Below are 14,976 nucleotides of genomic sequence, written 5' to 3'. Positions count from 1 at the left end.
GGCCTCAGCGAGACTTGAGCTGGAGGAGGTAGGCTGTGACATCGCGAGCTTCCTGGTCTGTCATCGCAATGGCCGGCATTGCCGTGCCCGGCACCATCGCGGGTGCATTGCGGATGAATTGCATCAATGTGCCGGGCTGGTTCGGCAGCCGGCCGGCGATCAGGCCCTGGTCGCCGAAACCGTCGAGCGACGGGCCGAGGCTGCCGCGCGGCCATTTCCGGTCGGGGAATGAATGGCATGCGGTGCAGCCCTTGTCGAATACCAGCTGGCGAGCCCGCCCGAGGTCGACGTCACCGAGCGTCGGCGTGCGGTCGGGCGGTCCGTCGCAGCCGATCAGGCTGGCGCAGGCCAATACGAGCCACCGGCTGGCCCGAACTGCGCGATGATCACGCATGCCCGAAGCCCCGCGCCCCGCCATCGCCGACGAATCAGCGGCCATGTTCATTGATCCTTCGCCCCATCGGCCAGGCCGGCTGCGCCACCGCCTGCGGGAGGGCACGGCCGTCCTGCTCGCGTGCATCGCGCTGGCCGCGTGCACCGACCGCATGCAGCCGACCGACGACCGCTGGGGTCGCAGCGGCGAGCTGATTGCGATGAGCGGCGGTGAAGGCGGTGCGCGTTACGCCTGCGCCACCTGCCACGGCACCCGCGGCGAGGGCAACGGATTCGATGCGCCGCGGCTGGCCGGCCTGCCGGCCGGCTACCTGCAAAAGCAGATGGAGGACTATGCGCTCGGTCTGCGGCCGCATGCGGTGATGCGCGATGTCGCGCGTTTTCTCGACAGCCACGAGCGGGTGCTGGTCGCCAATCACTATGCCGCGCTGCCGCCGCAGGCGCTGCCGCCGGCCAGCAGCGAAACCCCCGACCCGTCGGCGGCCGCGCTGTATGCCGACGCCTGCCAGTCCTGCCACGGCGTCGCCGGCATCGGCACCGCCGAGGGGCCGCCGCTGAATGCGCAGCCGGCGTTCTACCTCGCGCAGCAATTGCAGGACTGGCAGAAATCGAAGCGGCGCAATGACGGCAGGCATGTGATGGTGGAGGCGGCGCAGCGGCTGGATCCCGAGCAGGTCAGGCAGCTGAGCCTGCATCTCGCCCGGATCCCACTACACCCTGTTGTTGCGGCCCGTTGATGTCGAGCATCGATTGCAGCACGCGGTCCCGCTTCAGCAGGTAGTGCAGCACGGCGGCGCCAGCGTGGCCCGGAATCGCCAGCGCGGTGATCCAGACGATCCAGTAATGCACGCGGGCGGCACCCTGCATCAGGCTGTGCTGCAGCTGCTCCGACAACTGGTCGAACGGCAGGTTCGGGAAAGGGATGATGCCGGCAATCGACAGCGGCAGGTCGCTCGGCAGCGTCGACCACATCACCCAGCCGCTGATCGGCAGCGCGAAGAAGCTGAAATAGAACCAGGCCTGCAGCAGCCGGCTGGCGCGGCCGGAAAACGAATCCTCGTCGACGGTTTCCGGCCCGCTGACCTGGCTTTTCCAGAAGAAGCGCAGCGCGCCCAGCAGCATGATCGTCAAGCCGATCTCGGTATGGGTCTGGTAGCCGAGGTATTTGTCGCCGCCCACCGGCTGCCAGCCCAGATACCAGCCATAGCCCAACTGCACGATCATCAGCGCCGCCATGATCCAGTGGAATGCGACGCCGATCGGCGAGTACAGGCCGCGCCGGTTGTAGCCCTCGGCCCATTCGACGACCGAGACCAGGCTCATGTGGTCTTCATGTCCAGGCCGCGATCGCGCTCGGCGCGCAGCCAGCGCCAGCCGATCCAGACTGCCGCCGCCAGGTAGGCAATGCTGCCGGGAGCCCACATGATGATGCCGGCGAGCTGCTGGTCTTCGAGTGGTGCAACCCCCCAGCTCAATGCCGACGCGAAATGCGGCGGGTACAGCGGCCGCGCGGCGAAGGTGATCAGCGCACCGAGCAGGCCCATCTGCACCGTGGTCGCGAGCATCGAGGCCAGCGCGGCGGCCGGCTCGGCGCGGTTGATGGCCGACCAGAACCAGGTCGCGCTGCCGAGCAGCGTCAGCTGCATCAGCGCATACATCGCGTCCGACGACAGCGCCGCGGCATACGGCGCGGGTGCATGCCAGACCCAGAATACCGCCGCCGCCAGCGCCGTGCTCGTCCACAGCGGTGCCGGCAGCCGCCGCAGCCACGGGTCGAGGCCGACCGCCAGCAGTGGTGCGACCACCAGCACCAGTGCCATGTGGTGGACGACGCGAACCGTGAAAAAGGCCGAGCTCAGTGCACACAGCGGCGACACATAAAGCAGCACCGTCAGTGCCCAGCTGCCGCGCAGCATGTCGCGGCGCCGCCGCGCGTCAACGTGCTGCCAGCGCGCCGGGTGCCACAACGCGATCGCCATTGCCAGCAGCGCCAGGCCGAGCACCGGATCGAGGTTCCAACGACTCAGCCAGACCTCCGGCCCCGGCGCCTCGCCGCAATAGGGAATCCACCGTTGCACCACGTCCATGCTGAATGCGCCCTTCGCCGATGCCGCATCGGAACAATCGCCTGCCTGCGTCGAAGTCTAAGGCCTGAACAGCTGCCTCCGGCAATGGCGAAGGCGATGATCGGCTGAAGCCGCTCACGGCTGGTCGGCCCGTGCCGTGCGTGCGGCGCCGCTGCGCCGATCCATCAGCAGATCAGCTGCGAGCGCGCTGACCTGCTATCGCCTCGGCAGGCCCGGCCAGGGAGCTGCGCTCGATCGCGAGCACGTCGTGCTGGACTGGAGCCACGTTTGTCGTCAGCCGCGGCGCAACGTCATCAGATGCGTTCGCGCATCGGCAGCGCTTTCGAAGATGTGCGGCGCAGTGCCGCGCTGCTGCAGGGCCTCGCCGAGCTTGGCGCGCAGGAAGGCGCTGGTCGTGTAGCGCGTCACGGTTTCATAGTGGCGTGCCGCCAGTTCGTGCGCCATGTCCGTATAGGCATCGAGCACCTCGGGCGCGACGACAAAATTGTCGTAATTGACCATCGCCTGCACCTTGTGGCCGAGCGCCTCGAGCTGCGACGCGAGCGCCTCGCGGATCGCCAGCACGTCGGCCTCGCTGCGCACGACCAGCCCTTCGAAATTGGCGAAGAAGATGTCCTGATGCGGGTCGAAGACGAAGCGCTCGGCCAGCGGCCGCTGCAGCAGCGCATCGCGCAGGCCCATCGGCTCGGGACGGAAGATGGCCGGGTTCATCTGCAGCAGGTTGCGCGCGACGATCGGCCGGAAGTCCATCTGCGCGAGGATGTCGCGTTCGAGGTCGACGCCCGGCGCGATTTCGGTCAGCTCGAGGCCGTCGGCGCAAAGCCGGAACACGCAGCGCTCGGTGATGAACAGCGCCTGCTGGCCGCGCTGCATCGCGACCTGCCCGCTGTAGGTGACATGCTCGACCTGCTCGACAAACTTGCGCAGCCGGCCTTCGCGGCGGATCGCGAGTTTGCCGTCGTCGACGCCGATCTCCGCACCGCTGGCACTGAAGCTGCCGACGAAGACCACCTTCTTCGCGCTCTGGCTGATATTGATGAAGCCGCCGGCGCCGGCGAATCGCGGGCCGAACTTGCTGACATTGAGGTTGCCGTGGCGGTCCGCCTGCGCGAGGCCGAGGAAGGCGATGTCGAGCCCGCCGCCGTCGTAGAAATCGAACTGGTAGGGCTGGTCGACGATCGCCTGGGTATTGATCGCCGCGCCGAAATCGAGGCCGCTGGCCGGCAGCCCGCCGATCACGCCCGGCTCGGCGGTCATCGTCAGCAGATCGCCGATGCGCTCCTCGGCGGCGACCGCCGAAATCCCTTCGGGCATGCCGATGCCGAGGTTGACGACGCTGTTCGCCTTCAGTTCGAGCGCGGCGCGGCGGGCGATGATCTTGCGCTCGTCGAGAGCCAGCGGCTTGACCGCGCCCGTCGGCAAACGGATCTCGGCGCTGTAGCCCGGGTTGTACGGCGTGCTGAACGTCTGCCAGTGGTTTTCCGGGCGTGCGACGACGACGCAGTCGACGAGGATGCCCGGCACCTTGACCTGGCGCGGGCTCAGGCTGCCGCGTTCGGCCATCCGCTCGACCTGAGCGATCACGATGCCACCGCTGTTGTGCGCGGCGGTCGCGATCGAAAATGCCTCCAGGGTCAATGCCTCGCGCTCCATCGTCAGATTGCCGTCGGGGTCGGCGGTCGTCGCGCGGATGATCGCGACATTGATCGGGAAGGTCTTGAAGACCAGGCACTCGTCGCCAGCCAATGTGTGCAACTCGACCAGTTCGTCGACGGTGCGTTCGTTCATCCGGCCGCCGCCATTGCGCGGATCGACGAAAGTGCCGAGGCCGATCCGGCTCAGGTGGCCGGGGCGGCCACCGGCGATGTCGCGGAACAGGCAGGAGATGACGCCTTGCGGCAGGTTGTAGGCCTCGATCCGGTTTTCCATCGCCATCCGGCCGAGTTTCGGCACCAGCCCCCAGTGGCCGCCGATCACGCGGCGCACCAGCCCGTCGTGCGCGAAGTGGTTCAGCCCCTTGTCCTTGCCATCGCCCTGGCCGCCGGCATAGACCAGCGTCAGCCCGCGCGGTTCGGCGCTGTCGACGAAGCGCTGCTCGAGCGCGATCGCGATCTCTTCGGCGAATCCGATCCCGACAAAACCCGACGTCGCGACGGTATCGCCATCGCGGATCAGGCGCACCGCATCGGCGGCAGAGGCAATCTTGCCGGCGTCACGGTTGTCGACTGCTGACAGTGTCTTGTCCGGCATCATCTCTCCAGGTTGTCGTCGGCGCCACCCCGATCGTCAGCCAAACTTTGCCCAAGAGCAATATGGCATGCGCCGCAGGAGATCTTCAGCGCTGGCGAACCGCGCTGAACCTGGCGTGCGCCCTTGACAGGCTGCGCACGCTGTAAAACACCAGCAGCGTGCCGACGATGTCGCCGATGAACATCGGCAGCAGGCCGCTCAGCGGGTCGGCCCGGTGACTGGTGGCCCAGTAATAGAGGTTGTGCAGCGAGACACTCAGCGCCGCACAGCCGAATGCAAGCAGCATCAGTTCGCTTGTCCGTACGCCAGTCAGGTTGCGTTCGATGCGCATGCGCAGCAGCATCAGCTCCACCGCGACGAGAGGCGCAAGTGCCGATGTGATCGCGATCCCGACGGCCTTGCCGATCGAGGAATTTTCGATCGCCAGCATGCTGATCAGGCTGCCGAGAAACAATCCGATCGCCGCCAGCGGGCCGAAGACGAGCACCGAGATCAGGCGGGCCGCTGCCGGAAGAAAAATCCAGTCGATGCCGGCCGCCCACTTGGCTGAAAAGATCGAGTCGTTGATGAGGTACAGCGCAAGCCACGCCGTCATCGGGAAGCCCACGGCAATCGCGACAGCGGGCAATTGATTCGGTGGCATCCCAGACATCACTGATGCTAACCGGGAAGGCGTCAGCGCCCGGTCGCTTTTTCCATGCAGCGACTCAGCGCGGCGTAATACTGTTTGGCGCGAGGCGTCAGCTCGACATATTTCGAGCGCTGGTCGTCGGCCTTCTCGACATAGGTGATCAGCCCGAGCTTGCGCAGCGATTTCAAGCGCCGGTGAACCGTCGAAGGGGAGGTGTCCGGTTCGCAGTTCATCGCCTGCAATACCGTCACCGGTTCACCGTTGGCCCATAACGCCGCCAACGCATTCAGCAGGCGCTCTTCGACAGGGTCGAGCACGGGCACCGACGGCAAGCCGCGAATGGCCTGCACCAGGTTGAGGAAGCGAAGGTAGGACTGTGTCATGGCGTGAGGCCCTCCTGTTCGGGCGAGGACAACGCTTCATTTTAAGGTCGTGCGCGGCAGCCTCACGATGGTGCCGGCTGCGCTGCGCAGCGCAGCACAAGCTACGGGTTTGACCTGATTTGGTGCGCGGGAAGGGCTGTCAAACTAGTTGCCAAAGTGATAACGATTGCCAAAATGACTTCGGATGGTGCTGACTGTCCCCAGTCCCCGGAATGATCCGCAGCCGGCATCGGGAATGCCGCGAAAGTGCAGCCGATCGGGTCGCGCAGAACCAAGGTTGGAGGAGCCTGCGCTACACAGCGCGCAGGCTTTCATGCGGGCGCTGCGGGAGGGCTGATCGGCCCCCGCAGTCGACTCGTCTTGCGCCCAGTCGATCGATCGAGATGGTGGCACGCAACGTGCTCAAGGATTTTCAAAATGACAACGATCATCAAAGTGACATCTACATACCAGTCTTGATGGCACTTTGACTTCGCTGCCAGTCGTCCCCCCCCCCCCCCAACCCCACTGAGAAGGTCCATACGATGAAGATTTCCCGACTGCCGATCCTTGCTGCTGCCCTTGGCGTGAGTCTGATGGCTGGCTGTGCCACCGGTGGCAAGACCATTCATACGACCGGCAACGTCTATCCGGCCATCGGCCCGTATTCGCAGATGGTCCAGTCCGGCAATACCTACTACCTGTCGGGCGTGATTCCGCTGAACAAGGCGGGCAATGCCATCGAAGGCACGACGATCGAGGAGCAGACCCGATTGGTGCTGACCTATATCGGCGAAGTGCTGAAGGCGCAGGGCATGAGCTACGACAACGTCGTCATGTCGAACGTCTACATGAAGGATCTCAATGAATTCGGCAAGATGAATGCCGTCTACGGCGAGTTCTTCAAGTCCCGCGCCCCGAGTCGGGCCACGGTCGAGGTCGCGCGGCTGCCGCGTGACGTGAAGATCGAGATCGCCGTCATCGCGACCAAATAAACCCTCGGCGCAGCAGCTGCGCCTTCCATGTTTCTCGCATCACCCCGCAGGCGCCTCCCGCCTGCAGGTTGGTCGGGCTCGTCCCTGCGAGCCGCATCGCCTACCCAGTCCAGTCCCTACCGAGGAATCACGACATGTCGAATTCATCTTCCACCAGTTGCAGCCCATCCTCCGACTTCGATCAACAAGGCACGCAGAGCTGGTCGCCGAAACGCCGCGACTTCATGCGCGTGCTCGGTGTCGGCGCCGGTGCGCTGGCCACCGGCGGCCTGTTCGGCTGCGGCGGCGCCACCGCGGCTTCCGCAGCGGAGAATCAACGCCTGGCATTGCTTGCCGACGAGGCCTTCTGGACCCAGGTGCAAAGCCGCTTCCTGCTCGACAGCAGCAAGCTGTACATGAACATCGGCACCGCGGGGTCGATGCCTCGTTCGGTCGTCGAAAGCTACAACGCCGAGAACCTTGATTACGCGCGGGAGTCGCGCAATGGCTACGGCAACTTCGCGACCCAGCGCACGGCCCTCGCACCGGGCTTCGGCGTCGACCCGGATGAAATCGTCATCAGCGGCAATACCTCCGACGGGATGAGCAAGGCCATCCTCGGCATCCCGTGGCAGGCCGGCGACGTCGTCATCACGACCAACCATGAACATCCCGGCGGTTATGTGCCGTTGGGCATCGCCGTCGAGCGTTACGGCGTGATCGTGCGTCGGGTCACGCTGCCGGCCGGCGACGGCAACGTGCGATTGTTCGATGGCAGCAGCGCTCCGCACAATGCCGCGCTGTATCGCACGCTGTTCCGCAACGAGGTGCTCGCGGCGCGAGCAGCCGGCCAGCGTGTGCGCGCGATCATGTGGTCGTCGCCGACCTACCTGACGGGCATCATGCTGCCGATCCGCGAGATCATGCAGGTCTGCAAGGAATTCGACCTGATCTCGATCTGCGACGGTGCCCACCTGCCCGGCATGATGGCCTACAACTATGCCGACCTCGGGGTCGACTTCATGGCCGGCGCCGGCCACAAATGGCAGTGCGGACCGGGCGGCACCGGCATCCTGATCGTGCGCAACAAGGCGCGGGCGAATGCCGCAGCCACGTTGCCGCCGTATTTCCCGGTCATCACCAGCAGCGCGACGCAGCAGGCCGGAACCTTCGGCACCCGGCCGTCGCGCATCGGCGGCGGCGGGCAGGTGCCGTGGACGCAGCGCGGCGACTATGACATCGCGGCGGTGCTGCAAAGCATCGGATCGATGAATACACCGGCCATCAATGCGGTGACGAAGGCCGGCGCCGATTGGGACGCGATCGGGCGCAAGAAGATCGAAACCTATGTGCTCGGCCTGTCGAACTACACGAAGGAGCGCATCATCGAGATCTGGGGTTCGGCCGATGCGCTGTATTCACCGCGCGACCCGGGTCTGCTCAGCGCGCTGACGTCGTTCAACCCGTTCCACGGCATCGACGGCTCGAAAAATCTGATCGCCCGCAGCACTGCAACCAATGCGACGATCTCGCAGTCGCCATCGGCGAACCTCGTCTCGCGGGCGAACAGCGAGCGCAGCATCATCGTGCGCAATACGTCGACACCGAGCATCACCGGTGCGGGCACTCTGCAGACGATCTACCCGATCCGGATGTCGACGCACCTCTGGCACGACCCCGCCGACATCGATCGCGCGCTGCTCGCGATCCGCGAACTGGCGGTCGAGATCGCCACTGTGGCCAGCTGATCGGCGAGCCGCCGAATTCGGTGGCATTTTCGGGGGCCGGGCCGGAAGAGCCCGGCCTGCCGACGACAGCGGTCCTGGAAATCAGCGCGGTCGAGGCGCAAACTATGCATCCGACGAGCCAGCGGCCGTGACGGCGGCGCGCTGGCCGCTTGTCTTTCCCGTGCCAAGGAGGATGCCATGTCGATGCCCGAACGCCTGTCGAACTACCTCGACCAGCGTGGCGCCCGCTACGAGCTCCACGCCCATGAACCCAGCCACAGCAGCGCCGAGACGGCGCGGATGGCGCATGTGCTGCCGCACTCGCTGGCCAAGTCGGTGCTGCTCGAAGACGACGACGGCGCGGTGATGGCGGTCGTGCCGGCCGACAAGGTCGTGCAGATCGGCCAGCTCGCGCGGCTGCTGGGTCGCCGCCAGTTGCACCTGGCCGACGAGGACCGTGTCGCCGAATTGTTTGCCGATTGCGAGCGCGGTGCGGTGCCGCCGGTCGGCATGGCCTGGGGCATCGAGACCATCGTCGACGACGAGCTCGAGGCCAACGACGTGGTTTATATGGAATGCGGCGACCACCAGTGCCTGCTGAGCATGCCGCACGAGCAATTCCATGCGCTGATGGGTGATGCCCGCCACGGGCAGATCTGCGCCAGGCCGCACCACTGAGGGGTGCGCCGGCGTCGGCGGTCAGCGCACGCAAAGGCCGGTCATTCGTCCGCAACGCGGCGCTCAGTGGCCGCGGTGACCCTGCCGTCGCCATAGTTGCTGCTTGAAACTGGCGCCAGCTTTCTGCAACTCGACAGCCCGAACCACTTCATGCTGACCGACGAGCCGGCGTGGGCCAGGCTGGTGGCGGCGATGCACGATTTCCTGCCGTCGCCGGCCAGCCATCTCGGGGTATTCGCCAAACTGACCGAACGCGAGCGCGAGCTGCTCGATTTCCTTGCCCGCGGGCTCGACAACCACCAGATCGCTGCCCACCTGGGTATCAGCGAGAAGACGGCGCGCAACCATGTCTCGAGCATCTTCGCGAAGCTGATGGTCGAGTCGCGCAGCCAGGCGATCGTGCTGGCGAAGGACGCCGGTTTCGGCGCCCGCCAGCAGCCGGTTTGCTGAAACCGGGACAGCGGTCCTGCATCCGGGCCGCATCGCCCGCGCAGCGCAAGCGGTGGCGGGACAACAGGCCGATGGCCTGCTACCGGCTTCGCGCGCATGCTTTCTTCGTGGCCGGCGATGTGCCGGCTTCGTTCGCGAAGGAGCATCCGATGAGTGCGAACCCGCGCCGAGCCGCCAGACTCTTTCGATGGCGATTTCGCCCGGCAGCTGCGCCAGGCCGCCTGGCACTGGCATTTCGCCTGCATCGGCACCCGGTTTTTGCTGACACTGCAACGGCCGGCAAACGCCGGAACGGCTGTAACCATCGGTTGCTCTTACCGATATCGGCGGTTCGCCGCCTCGACAAAGGAGCACCCGATGAACATCACTCCTGAATTGCCAGGGCGCGGGGCGACGAAGCTGTTGTCTCGGTGGCTGCGCAGCTGCTGCGCAAGCGCGATCTTTGTCGTGGTGCCGCTGCAGGCGGCGCCATTGACAGCTGTCGAGCCGGCGTCGACGCAGCGCATCGAATCGTTGACGGTTGCCGAACTGAAACGCGACTACCTGATGTGCAACCGAGCGGTGCTGCAAGGCCGCACCGATACCCCGCTGATCCAGCAGTGCTCGATCATCTACGAGCAACTGAAGCAGCGTGCCTTTGGTGGCGACTACGGCCGGCTGTACGTCTGGTCGCAACAGAACCCGGTCCGGCAGACCAGCCACTGAGGGCCTTGGCCCCGTGAAGGCGGCGTAAGGCCGCAGTTCAAGCTGGCGCGCGCTGCCACATCCAGTGCGCACCGGCGGCCACCTCGCGGAAGCCGGCGCCTTCGTACAGCCGCAGTGCGACCGGCTTGTCCTGCCGCACCGTCAGGTGCAGACGCGGCAGCGCGCGTTCGATCAGCGCCCAGCGCGCCGCGGCCGTCAGCAGTGCTCCGCCGAGCCCTTGACCGCGAGCGGATTCGGCAACGCCGAGGTAGTCGACATAGCCTTCGCCTTCGACCTGCTGGTGCTGCACATAGACGTATCCGGCAAGCCGGCCGCCGGCGATGGCGACCAGCAGGCGGTGCGCATCGTCGACGCTGGCGGCGAGCGCTGCACCGGGAAGATAGGTCTGTGGAAACAGGCGGTCGTGCAGCTCGGGCAGTTCGCCGAGCAGCGGGTGCGTTTTGCCGGCGTCGATGATCGGTACTGCGCTCGCTGGCGGGCAGTCGCTGGCTTCGAGCGCCATTACCCGATGGTGCTGCAGGTGCAGGAATCCGGCAGCCTCGAGAGCGCGCAGCAGTGACGCTTCGTCGGCCTGCGGAAAAGAATCGAAGCGGCTGATCTGCGGAAGCGCTCGCCGCAGCGCATCGATCAATGTGGCGCGCAGTGCATCGGCGTCGTCTTGCTCGTCGACCAGCGGCCCCCAGACCCAGGCGCGACCGGCCGCAGCGTCGAAGGTGGCGCCAGCCAGGCCGCCGATGGCTGCGTCGTTGGAACGTCGGCTGGCGACGATGAAAACCGCTTTGTCTGCCGCCAGCCCGCGCATCGACTCGGCCTGCTGCTCGGGCGTCGCGCCTTGTTCGGCGTGCAGGCAGCGCACGCGGCCGTCGGCGCGCTGATTCCATTGGTGCACCAGCGGCGCAAGCGACGGCCAGTCGGCGGGCAAAGCGCGGCGGCAATTCCACATGGTCGCGCGATGATAAGGCGGGGTTGCAGCCGCCGTTCGGGCACGCATCGCGATGCCGGCCGCAGGCTACGGCGCGATGCCTGGCCGACGCTCGCCGGCGCACCGAGCGCTCGCACTTCGTCGCCGGCGCGCGCCGAGTTGGTACCATGGCTCGATGCTTGTTCCATTCGCGTCGAGGGGGGTGCCGTTGGCCGCCCCGACCGGAGGCACGCGCGACGGCAGTCCGTTCCTTGGCTGCCTGCGGCGGCTGGCCCGCCACGCCGTGGCTGCGCTCGGCCTGCTGCTGGCCACTGCGGCGCTGGCGGCGGATCCCGCCGCGCTGCGCGTCGGTGCCGCCGACGACGACCTGTCGGTGCTGTTGCGCATGGCGAAGAGCACCGCCGACCTGCCGCGGGCCGGCATCGCGCTGGACATGGAGTCGTGCACCTCTGGTGCCGACTGCGTCGAGAGGTTGTTGCGCGACGACTTCGACCTGGTCGCGGCGAGCGCATTTCCGATCGTCTTCGCGGGCCTGGCCGGGCATGACGTGGTGATCGTCTCGAGCATCGCGACGCTGCGCAATTCGGTCAGCGTGATCGGCGATCGTCGAAGCGGCATCGCCGATGCGGGCGACCTCGCGGGCAAACGGGTCGGCGTCGTCAAGCGCTCGAGCGGCGATTTCGTGCTCGACTCGCTGCTGCTGACCCGCGGCGTCGATCCGTCGCTCGTCGAGCGCGTCGACCTGGCCACCGGCGAGATGCCGCAGGCGCTGGTTCAACGCCGCATCGACGCCGTCGTCGTCTGGTCGCCGCACCGCGAGCGCGTTGCGCAGGCACTTGGCCCGAATGCGGTCTCGATACCGATCCCCGGGCTCTACACCGCTTCGTACAACCTCGTGACGACGCGTGCCAAGCTGGCCCGGCATGGCGCGGCGATCGAGTCGCTGCTGCGCGAGCTGGCGACGGCCGAGCAGCGGCTCGACGACGAGCGGCAGATCATCAGGCTGCTGCCCGGCGCCGACGCGCGCTCGACGCAGAACCAGGTCGATGCGTGGCAACGCCTGCACCCGTCGCTGTCGATCGAACCGTCGCTGGTCCAGCAACTGCGCAGCCTGGCGCGCTGGGCGGTGCGGGAAGGCCATGCGCCGGCTGGCGCCGGGATCGATGCGGCGGGAATGGTCGATTCGTCGCTGCTGCGCCGCGTTCGGCCGCATGCGACCGAACGCCCATGAGGGGGCTGCGACGATGCTGATACGCCGCCAGATCGGACTGACAACCATCGTCGTGGTCGTCCTCGCGGTGGCCAGTCTCGCGGTGATGGAACTGGGGAGGCGCGCAGCAGCGGCCCAGGTTCTCGGTCGCCAGGACGCGCAGCAGATCAACCACCGCGCGGTGGCGCTGCTGGCGTCGACGCACCACTTTCTGCTTTTCCCGGGCCAGGAGACGGCCGGCGAATGGCGCGAGCGTCTGGCGGCGATGGCGGACAGCGTCAGACATGTCCGCGAGCGTTGGCCCGGCCTCGCGCTCGCGCCGCTGGCCGCGTCGCTGGCCGGGCTCGAGCCGCTGTTCACGCTGCTCGAGCAGGCCGAGCTCAACCCGGCGCCGACGCCGGGCGCAAGCGCCGATCTGCGCGCCAGGCGCAGGGCGCTGCTCGTCGAGCGGCTGGTCCTTGAAACCCAGTCGACGGCCGATGTCGCTCACCGCTGGTCGTTCGACCTCGACGAGCGCATGGCCGCTGCGCTGCGCCGCTGGACTGCGCTGGCGCTGGCGCTGCAGCTGGCGCTGGTGCTGGCCATCGGCATCGCGGGCTGGTTGCTGAGCGGCGTCTTCGGCAAGCGGTTGCGGCGGCTGCACGATGCGGCCGATGCGCTGCGCAGCGGCCGGCTCGAACACCGCAGCGGCGACCGGCACGGTGACGAGATCGGCGTCGTCGCGCAGGCGCTCGACGCTGCCGCAGAAGCGCTGCAGTCGCAACGGCGCGAGCTGATCACTTCCAACCAGCGGCTCGAGGCCGAGGTCGAGGTCCGGCGCATCGGCGAACGGCGGCTGCAATTGACTCTGGATGCGATGCCTGCCCGCGTCGGCTACTGGTCGGCCGATGGGCATAACCGCATCGCCAATCGTCTGCTCGCGCAGGGCGCCGCGGTTGGCGGCGGCACGCTGCATTTCGACAACCGCGACGGCGGCGTGGCAGCGGACGAGTTGGCGCAGCTGCGCCGGCAGGTGCTGGCCGGTGAGACGGTCGTGGTCGAACGCGGCGTCGAAGGCCGGCGCATCCAGACGATCCTGGTGGCTGAGCAGGGTCCGCAAGGCGACGTCAGTGGCTTCCTGTCGCACGAGATGGACGTCACCGATCAGCGCCGCCTCGAGCGCCGGATTGCCGACAGCGAACATTTCCTGACGGCGCTGACCGCCGCGGTGCCGTTGCAGCTTGGTTATGTGGATGCCGATGGGGTGCTGCGCTTTGCCAACGCGGCCTGGTGCGCTGCGGCGGCGGGCCGCCCGGACACGCTGGTCGGTGGATCATGGGCCGCCGGCCTGCCGGAGGCGCGGCGGCTCGCGCTTGCGCCGCAGGTCGAGCAGGCGCTGGCCGGATCGCCGATCCGGCTCGAGCGCGAAGAGCGTTTCGGCACCGGCGGCGGGCCACGCATCGTCGAGTACCAGTTCGTGCCCGCCAACGTCCAGCACGGCGGCGGGATGTTCTGGATCGGCGCCGACGTCAGCGAGCGCCGGCGCGGCGAACAGCTGCTGTCGACGATCGCGGCGCTGGCACCGAGTGGCATGCTGCTGGTCGGGCGCGACGGCGACATCCGCTTTGCCAATGCAGAGGCCGGGCGCATCTTCGGCTACGAAGTGGCCGAGCTGACCGGCATGCCACTGCTGTCGCTGCTGCCGGATGAGCAGCGCGACGCGCATCGCGGGCTGCAGCAGCGGTTTTTCGAGAACCCGGTCGACCGCCCGTTGTGGGTGCGCAGCGATCTGTCGGGGCGGCGCCGTAATGGCAGGGCGGTGCCACTGGAGATCGGCCTGTCGGCGGTCGAAACGACGACCGGCACCGCGGCGCTCGCGCTGGTGCTCGATGTCAGCGAGCGGCGCGCCCAGCAACGACGCCTCGAAGCCGCGCTGGCCGGTCGCGAGACGCTGTTGCGCGAGTTCTACCACCGCGTCAAGAACAATCTGCAGATGGTGCACAGCCTGCTGCGCATGCAGTGGCGGCTGCTGCCCGACGAGCCGGCTCGTCGCGCGCTGGAAGATACCGCGCGCCGCGTGCAGGCGATGGCGCTGGTGCACGAGCAGTTGCGCGAGGCGCATCACGGCGCAACACATGTCTCGCTGACAAAGTACACCGCCGAACTGCTGAAGCTGGCCGGCGAAGCCGCCGGGGCCGCCGGCCGCGGCATCGTGCTGCATGCGGCGGTCGAGCCGATCGACGTCACCGTCGAGCGTGCATTGCCGTTCGGGCTGCTCGTCAACGAACTGGTCAGCAATGCGCTGCAGCACGCATTCGAATCGGCGACGGGCGGCAGGATCGATGTCGAACTGGGGATGCGCGACGGTGTGCCCTGCCTGCGTGTCGCCGACGACGGCATCGGCATGCCACCGGGATTCGAAGTCGACGGCGTCGAATCGATGGGTTTGCAGCTCGCGGTGGCGTTGGCCGGCCAACTGGGCGGCGCGCTGAGCTTCGCGAACGCCAACGGGGACGCTGAGCGGCCCGGCACGGTCGTCAGCAGTGGCCTGGGCGATCTGCTGCGGCCGCTCGACGCCAAACCTGCGGCCGCGGCCGACCGTGCCTGA

At 67.3% G+C, this 14,976-nt stretch carries 15 protein-coding genes; 8 read left to right on the top strand and 7 right to left on the bottom strand.

Annotated elements, in window-relative coordinates; genetic code table 11:
* Window positions 1-4 precede the first annotated feature (4 nt).
* Complete coding sequence (locus ACNH6H_RS03550) at window positions 5-439, bottom strand: c-type cytochrome (RefSeq protein ID WP_418315681.1); 435 nt, start codon at window positions 437-439, stop codon at window positions 5-7.
* Between ACNH6H_RS03550 and ACNH6H_RS03545 the strand changes: the two genes are divergently transcribed.
* Entirely contained in the window at window positions 438-1,130 is a 693-nt protein-coding gene (locus ACNH6H_RS03545) for a c-type cytochrome (protein ID WP_418315680.1), read from the top strand. The two genes, ACNH6H_RS03550 and ACNH6H_RS03545, sit on opposite strands and share 2 nt — an antisense overlap.
* Here ACNH6H_RS03545 and ACNH6H_RS03540 read toward each other — a convergent pair.
* From ACNH6H_RS03540 to ACNH6H_RS03520, 5 genes are all read right to left on the bottom strand, one after another.
* Window positions 1,069-1,716 carry a cytochrome b gene (locus ACNH6H_RS03540; protein WP_418315679.1) on the bottom strand — a complete coding sequence of 216 codons (648 nt, stop codon included), beginning with the start codon at window positions 1,714-1,716 and terminating at the stop codon, window positions 1,069-1,071. The genes ACNH6H_RS03545 and ACNH6H_RS03540 overlap by 62 nt on opposite strands.
* Window positions 1,713-2,480, bottom strand: a complete 768-nt coding sequence (locus ACNH6H_RS03535) for a cytochrome c oxidase assembly protein (protein WP_418315678.1) — start codon at window positions 2,478-2,480, stop codon at window positions 1,713-1,715. Before ACNH6H_RS03535 ends, ACNH6H_RS03540 begins: the two co-directional genes overlap by 4 nt.
* 273 nt (window positions 2,481-2,753) lie before the next feature.
* On the bottom strand, window positions 2,754-4,730 hold the full coding sequence (locus tag ACNH6H_RS03530; RefSeq protein WP_418315676.1) for an acyl CoA:acetate/3-ketoacid CoA transferase: 1,977 nt from the start codon (window positions 4,728-4,730) through the stop codon (window positions 2,754-2,756).
* An 85-nt stretch (window positions 4,731-4,815) separates the two neighbouring features.
* A complete protein-coding gene (locus ACNH6H_RS03525) occupies window positions 4,816-5,325 on the bottom strand; it encodes a hypothetical protein (RefSeq protein ID WP_418315674.1) in 510 nt (169 codons plus the stop codon).
* Window positions 5,326-5,405: 80 nt separating this feature from the next.
* A complete protein-coding gene (locus ACNH6H_RS03520; RefSeq protein ID WP_418315673.1) occupies window positions 5,406-5,744 on the bottom strand; it encodes a winged helix DNA-binding protein in 339 nt (112 codons plus the stop codon).
* Window positions 5,745-6,268: 524 nt separating this feature from the next.
* Between ACNH6H_RS03520 and ACNH6H_RS03515 the strand changes: the two genes are divergently transcribed.
* From ACNH6H_RS03515 to ACNH6H_RS03495, 5 genes are all read left to right on the top strand, one after another.
* Window positions 6,269-6,718 carry a Rid family detoxifying hydrolase gene (locus tag ACNH6H_RS03515; protein ID WP_418315672.1) on the top strand — a complete coding sequence of 150 codons (450 nt, stop codon included), beginning with the start codon at window positions 6,269-6,271 and terminating at the stop codon, window positions 6,716-6,718.
* Window positions 6,719-6,852: 134 nt separating this feature from the next.
* The gene (locus tag ACNH6H_RS03510) at window positions 6,853-8,445 is read left to right on the top strand and encodes an aminotransferase class V-fold PLP-dependent enzyme (RefSeq protein WP_418315670.1); all 1,593 of its coding nucleotides are present in this window, start codon (window positions 6,853-6,855) and stop codon (window positions 8,443-8,445) included.
* Between the two features lie 177 nt (window positions 8,446-8,622).
* A complete protein-coding gene (locus ACNH6H_RS03505) occupies window positions 8,623-9,102 on the top strand; it encodes an aminoacyl-tRNA deacylase (protein ID WP_418315668.1) in 480 nt (159 codons plus the stop codon).
* A gap of 96 nt (window positions 9,103-9,198) precedes the next feature.
* Window positions 9,199-9,552, top strand: coding sequence for a helix-turn-helix domain-containing protein (locus ACNH6H_RS03500; RefSeq protein WP_418315666.1), 354 nt, complete (start codon window positions 9,199-9,201; stop codon window positions 9,550-9,552).
* Window positions 9,553-9,909: 357 nt separating this feature from the next.
* Window positions 9,910-10,257, top strand: a complete 348-nt coding sequence (locus ACNH6H_RS03495) for a hypothetical protein (RefSeq protein ID WP_418315664.1) — start codon at window positions 9,910-9,912, stop codon at window positions 10,255-10,257.
* Window positions 10,258-10,294: 37 nt separating this feature from the next.
* Here the strand turns inward: ACNH6H_RS03495 and ACNH6H_RS03490 are convergent, their stop codons facing one another.
* On the bottom strand, window positions 10,295-11,200 hold the full coding sequence (locus ACNH6H_RS03490) for a GNAT family N-acetyltransferase (protein WP_418315662.1): 906 nt from the start codon (window positions 11,198-11,200) through the stop codon (window positions 10,295-10,297).
* 187 nt (window positions 11,201-11,387) lie between these two features.
* Between ACNH6H_RS03490 and ACNH6H_RS03485 the strand changes: the two genes are divergently transcribed.
* Together ACNH6H_RS03485 and ACNH6H_RS03480 are read left to right on the top strand one after the other, a co-directional pair.
* A complete protein-coding gene (locus tag ACNH6H_RS03485) occupies window positions 11,388-12,410 on the top strand; it encodes an ABC transporter substrate-binding protein (protein ID WP_418315660.1) in 1,023 nt (340 codons plus the stop codon).
* A gap of 13 nt (window positions 12,411-12,423) precedes the next feature.
* A complete protein-coding gene (locus tag ACNH6H_RS03480; RefSeq protein ID WP_418315658.1) occupies window positions 12,424-14,976 on the top strand; it encodes a PAS domain-containing protein in 2,553 nt (850 codons plus the stop codon).

It is taken from the genome of Pseudideonella sakaiensis (assembly GCF_048320135.1).
GTDB classification, from domain to species: Bacteria; Pseudomonadota; Gammaproteobacteria; order Burkholderiales; family Burkholderiaceae_C; genus Ideonella_A; species Ideonella_A sakaiensis_A.
The sequence above is the reverse complement of the archived record's forward strand: the minus strand, read 5'-3'. Positions and strand labels throughout refer to the sequence as shown.

Coding starts and splice junctions, on each gene's coding strand:
- ACNH6H_RS03540 (WP_418315679.1), bottom strand. CDS start 1,716: ATGAGCCTGGTCTCGGTCGTCGAATGGGCCGAGGGCTACAACCGGCGC.
- ACNH6H_RS03515 (WP_418315672.1), top strand. CDS start 6,269: ATGAAGATTTCCCGACTGCCGATCCTTGCTGCTGCCCTTGGCGTGAGT.
- ACNH6H_RS03505 (WP_418315668.1), top strand. CDS start 8,623: ATGTCGATGCCCGAACGCCTGTCGAACTACCTCGACCAGCGTGGCGCC.
- ACNH6H_RS03530 (WP_418315676.1), bottom strand. CDS start 4,730: ATGCCGGACAAGACACTGTCAGCAGTCGACAACCGTGACGCCGGCAAG.
- ACNH6H_RS03480 (WP_418315658.1), top strand. CDS start 12,424: ATGCTGATACGCCGCCAGATCGGACTGACAACCATCGTCGTGGTCGTC.
- ACNH6H_RS03495 (WP_418315664.1), top strand. CDS start 9,910: ATGAACATCACTCCTGAATTGCCAGGGCGCGGGGCGACGAAGCTGTTG.
- ACNH6H_RS03490 (WP_418315662.1), bottom strand. CDS start 11,200: ATGTGGAATTGCCGCCGCGCTTTGCCCGCCGACTGGCCGTCGCTTGCG.
- ACNH6H_RS03545 (WP_418315680.1), top strand. CDS start 438: ATGTTCATTGATCCTTCGCCCCATCGGCCAGGCCGGCTGCGCCACCGC.
- ACNH6H_RS03510 (WP_418315670.1), top strand. CDS start 6,853: ATGTCGAATTCATCTTCCACCAGTTGCAGCCCATCCTCCGACTTCGAT.
- ACNH6H_RS03525 (WP_418315674.1), bottom strand. CDS start 5,325: ATGACGGCGTGGCTTGCGCTGTACCTCATCAACGACTCGATCTTTTCA.
- ACNH6H_RS03550 (WP_418315681.1), bottom strand. CDS start 439: ATGGCCGCTGATTCGTCGGCGATGGCGGGGCGCGGGGCTTCGGGCATG.
- ACNH6H_RS03535 (WP_418315678.1), bottom strand. CDS start 2,480: ATGGACGTGGTGCAACGGTGGATTCCCTATTGCGGCGAGGCGCCGGGG.
- ACNH6H_RS03520 (WP_418315673.1), bottom strand. CDS start 5,744: ATGACACAGTCCTACCTTCGCTTCCTCAACCTGGTGCAGGCCATTCGC.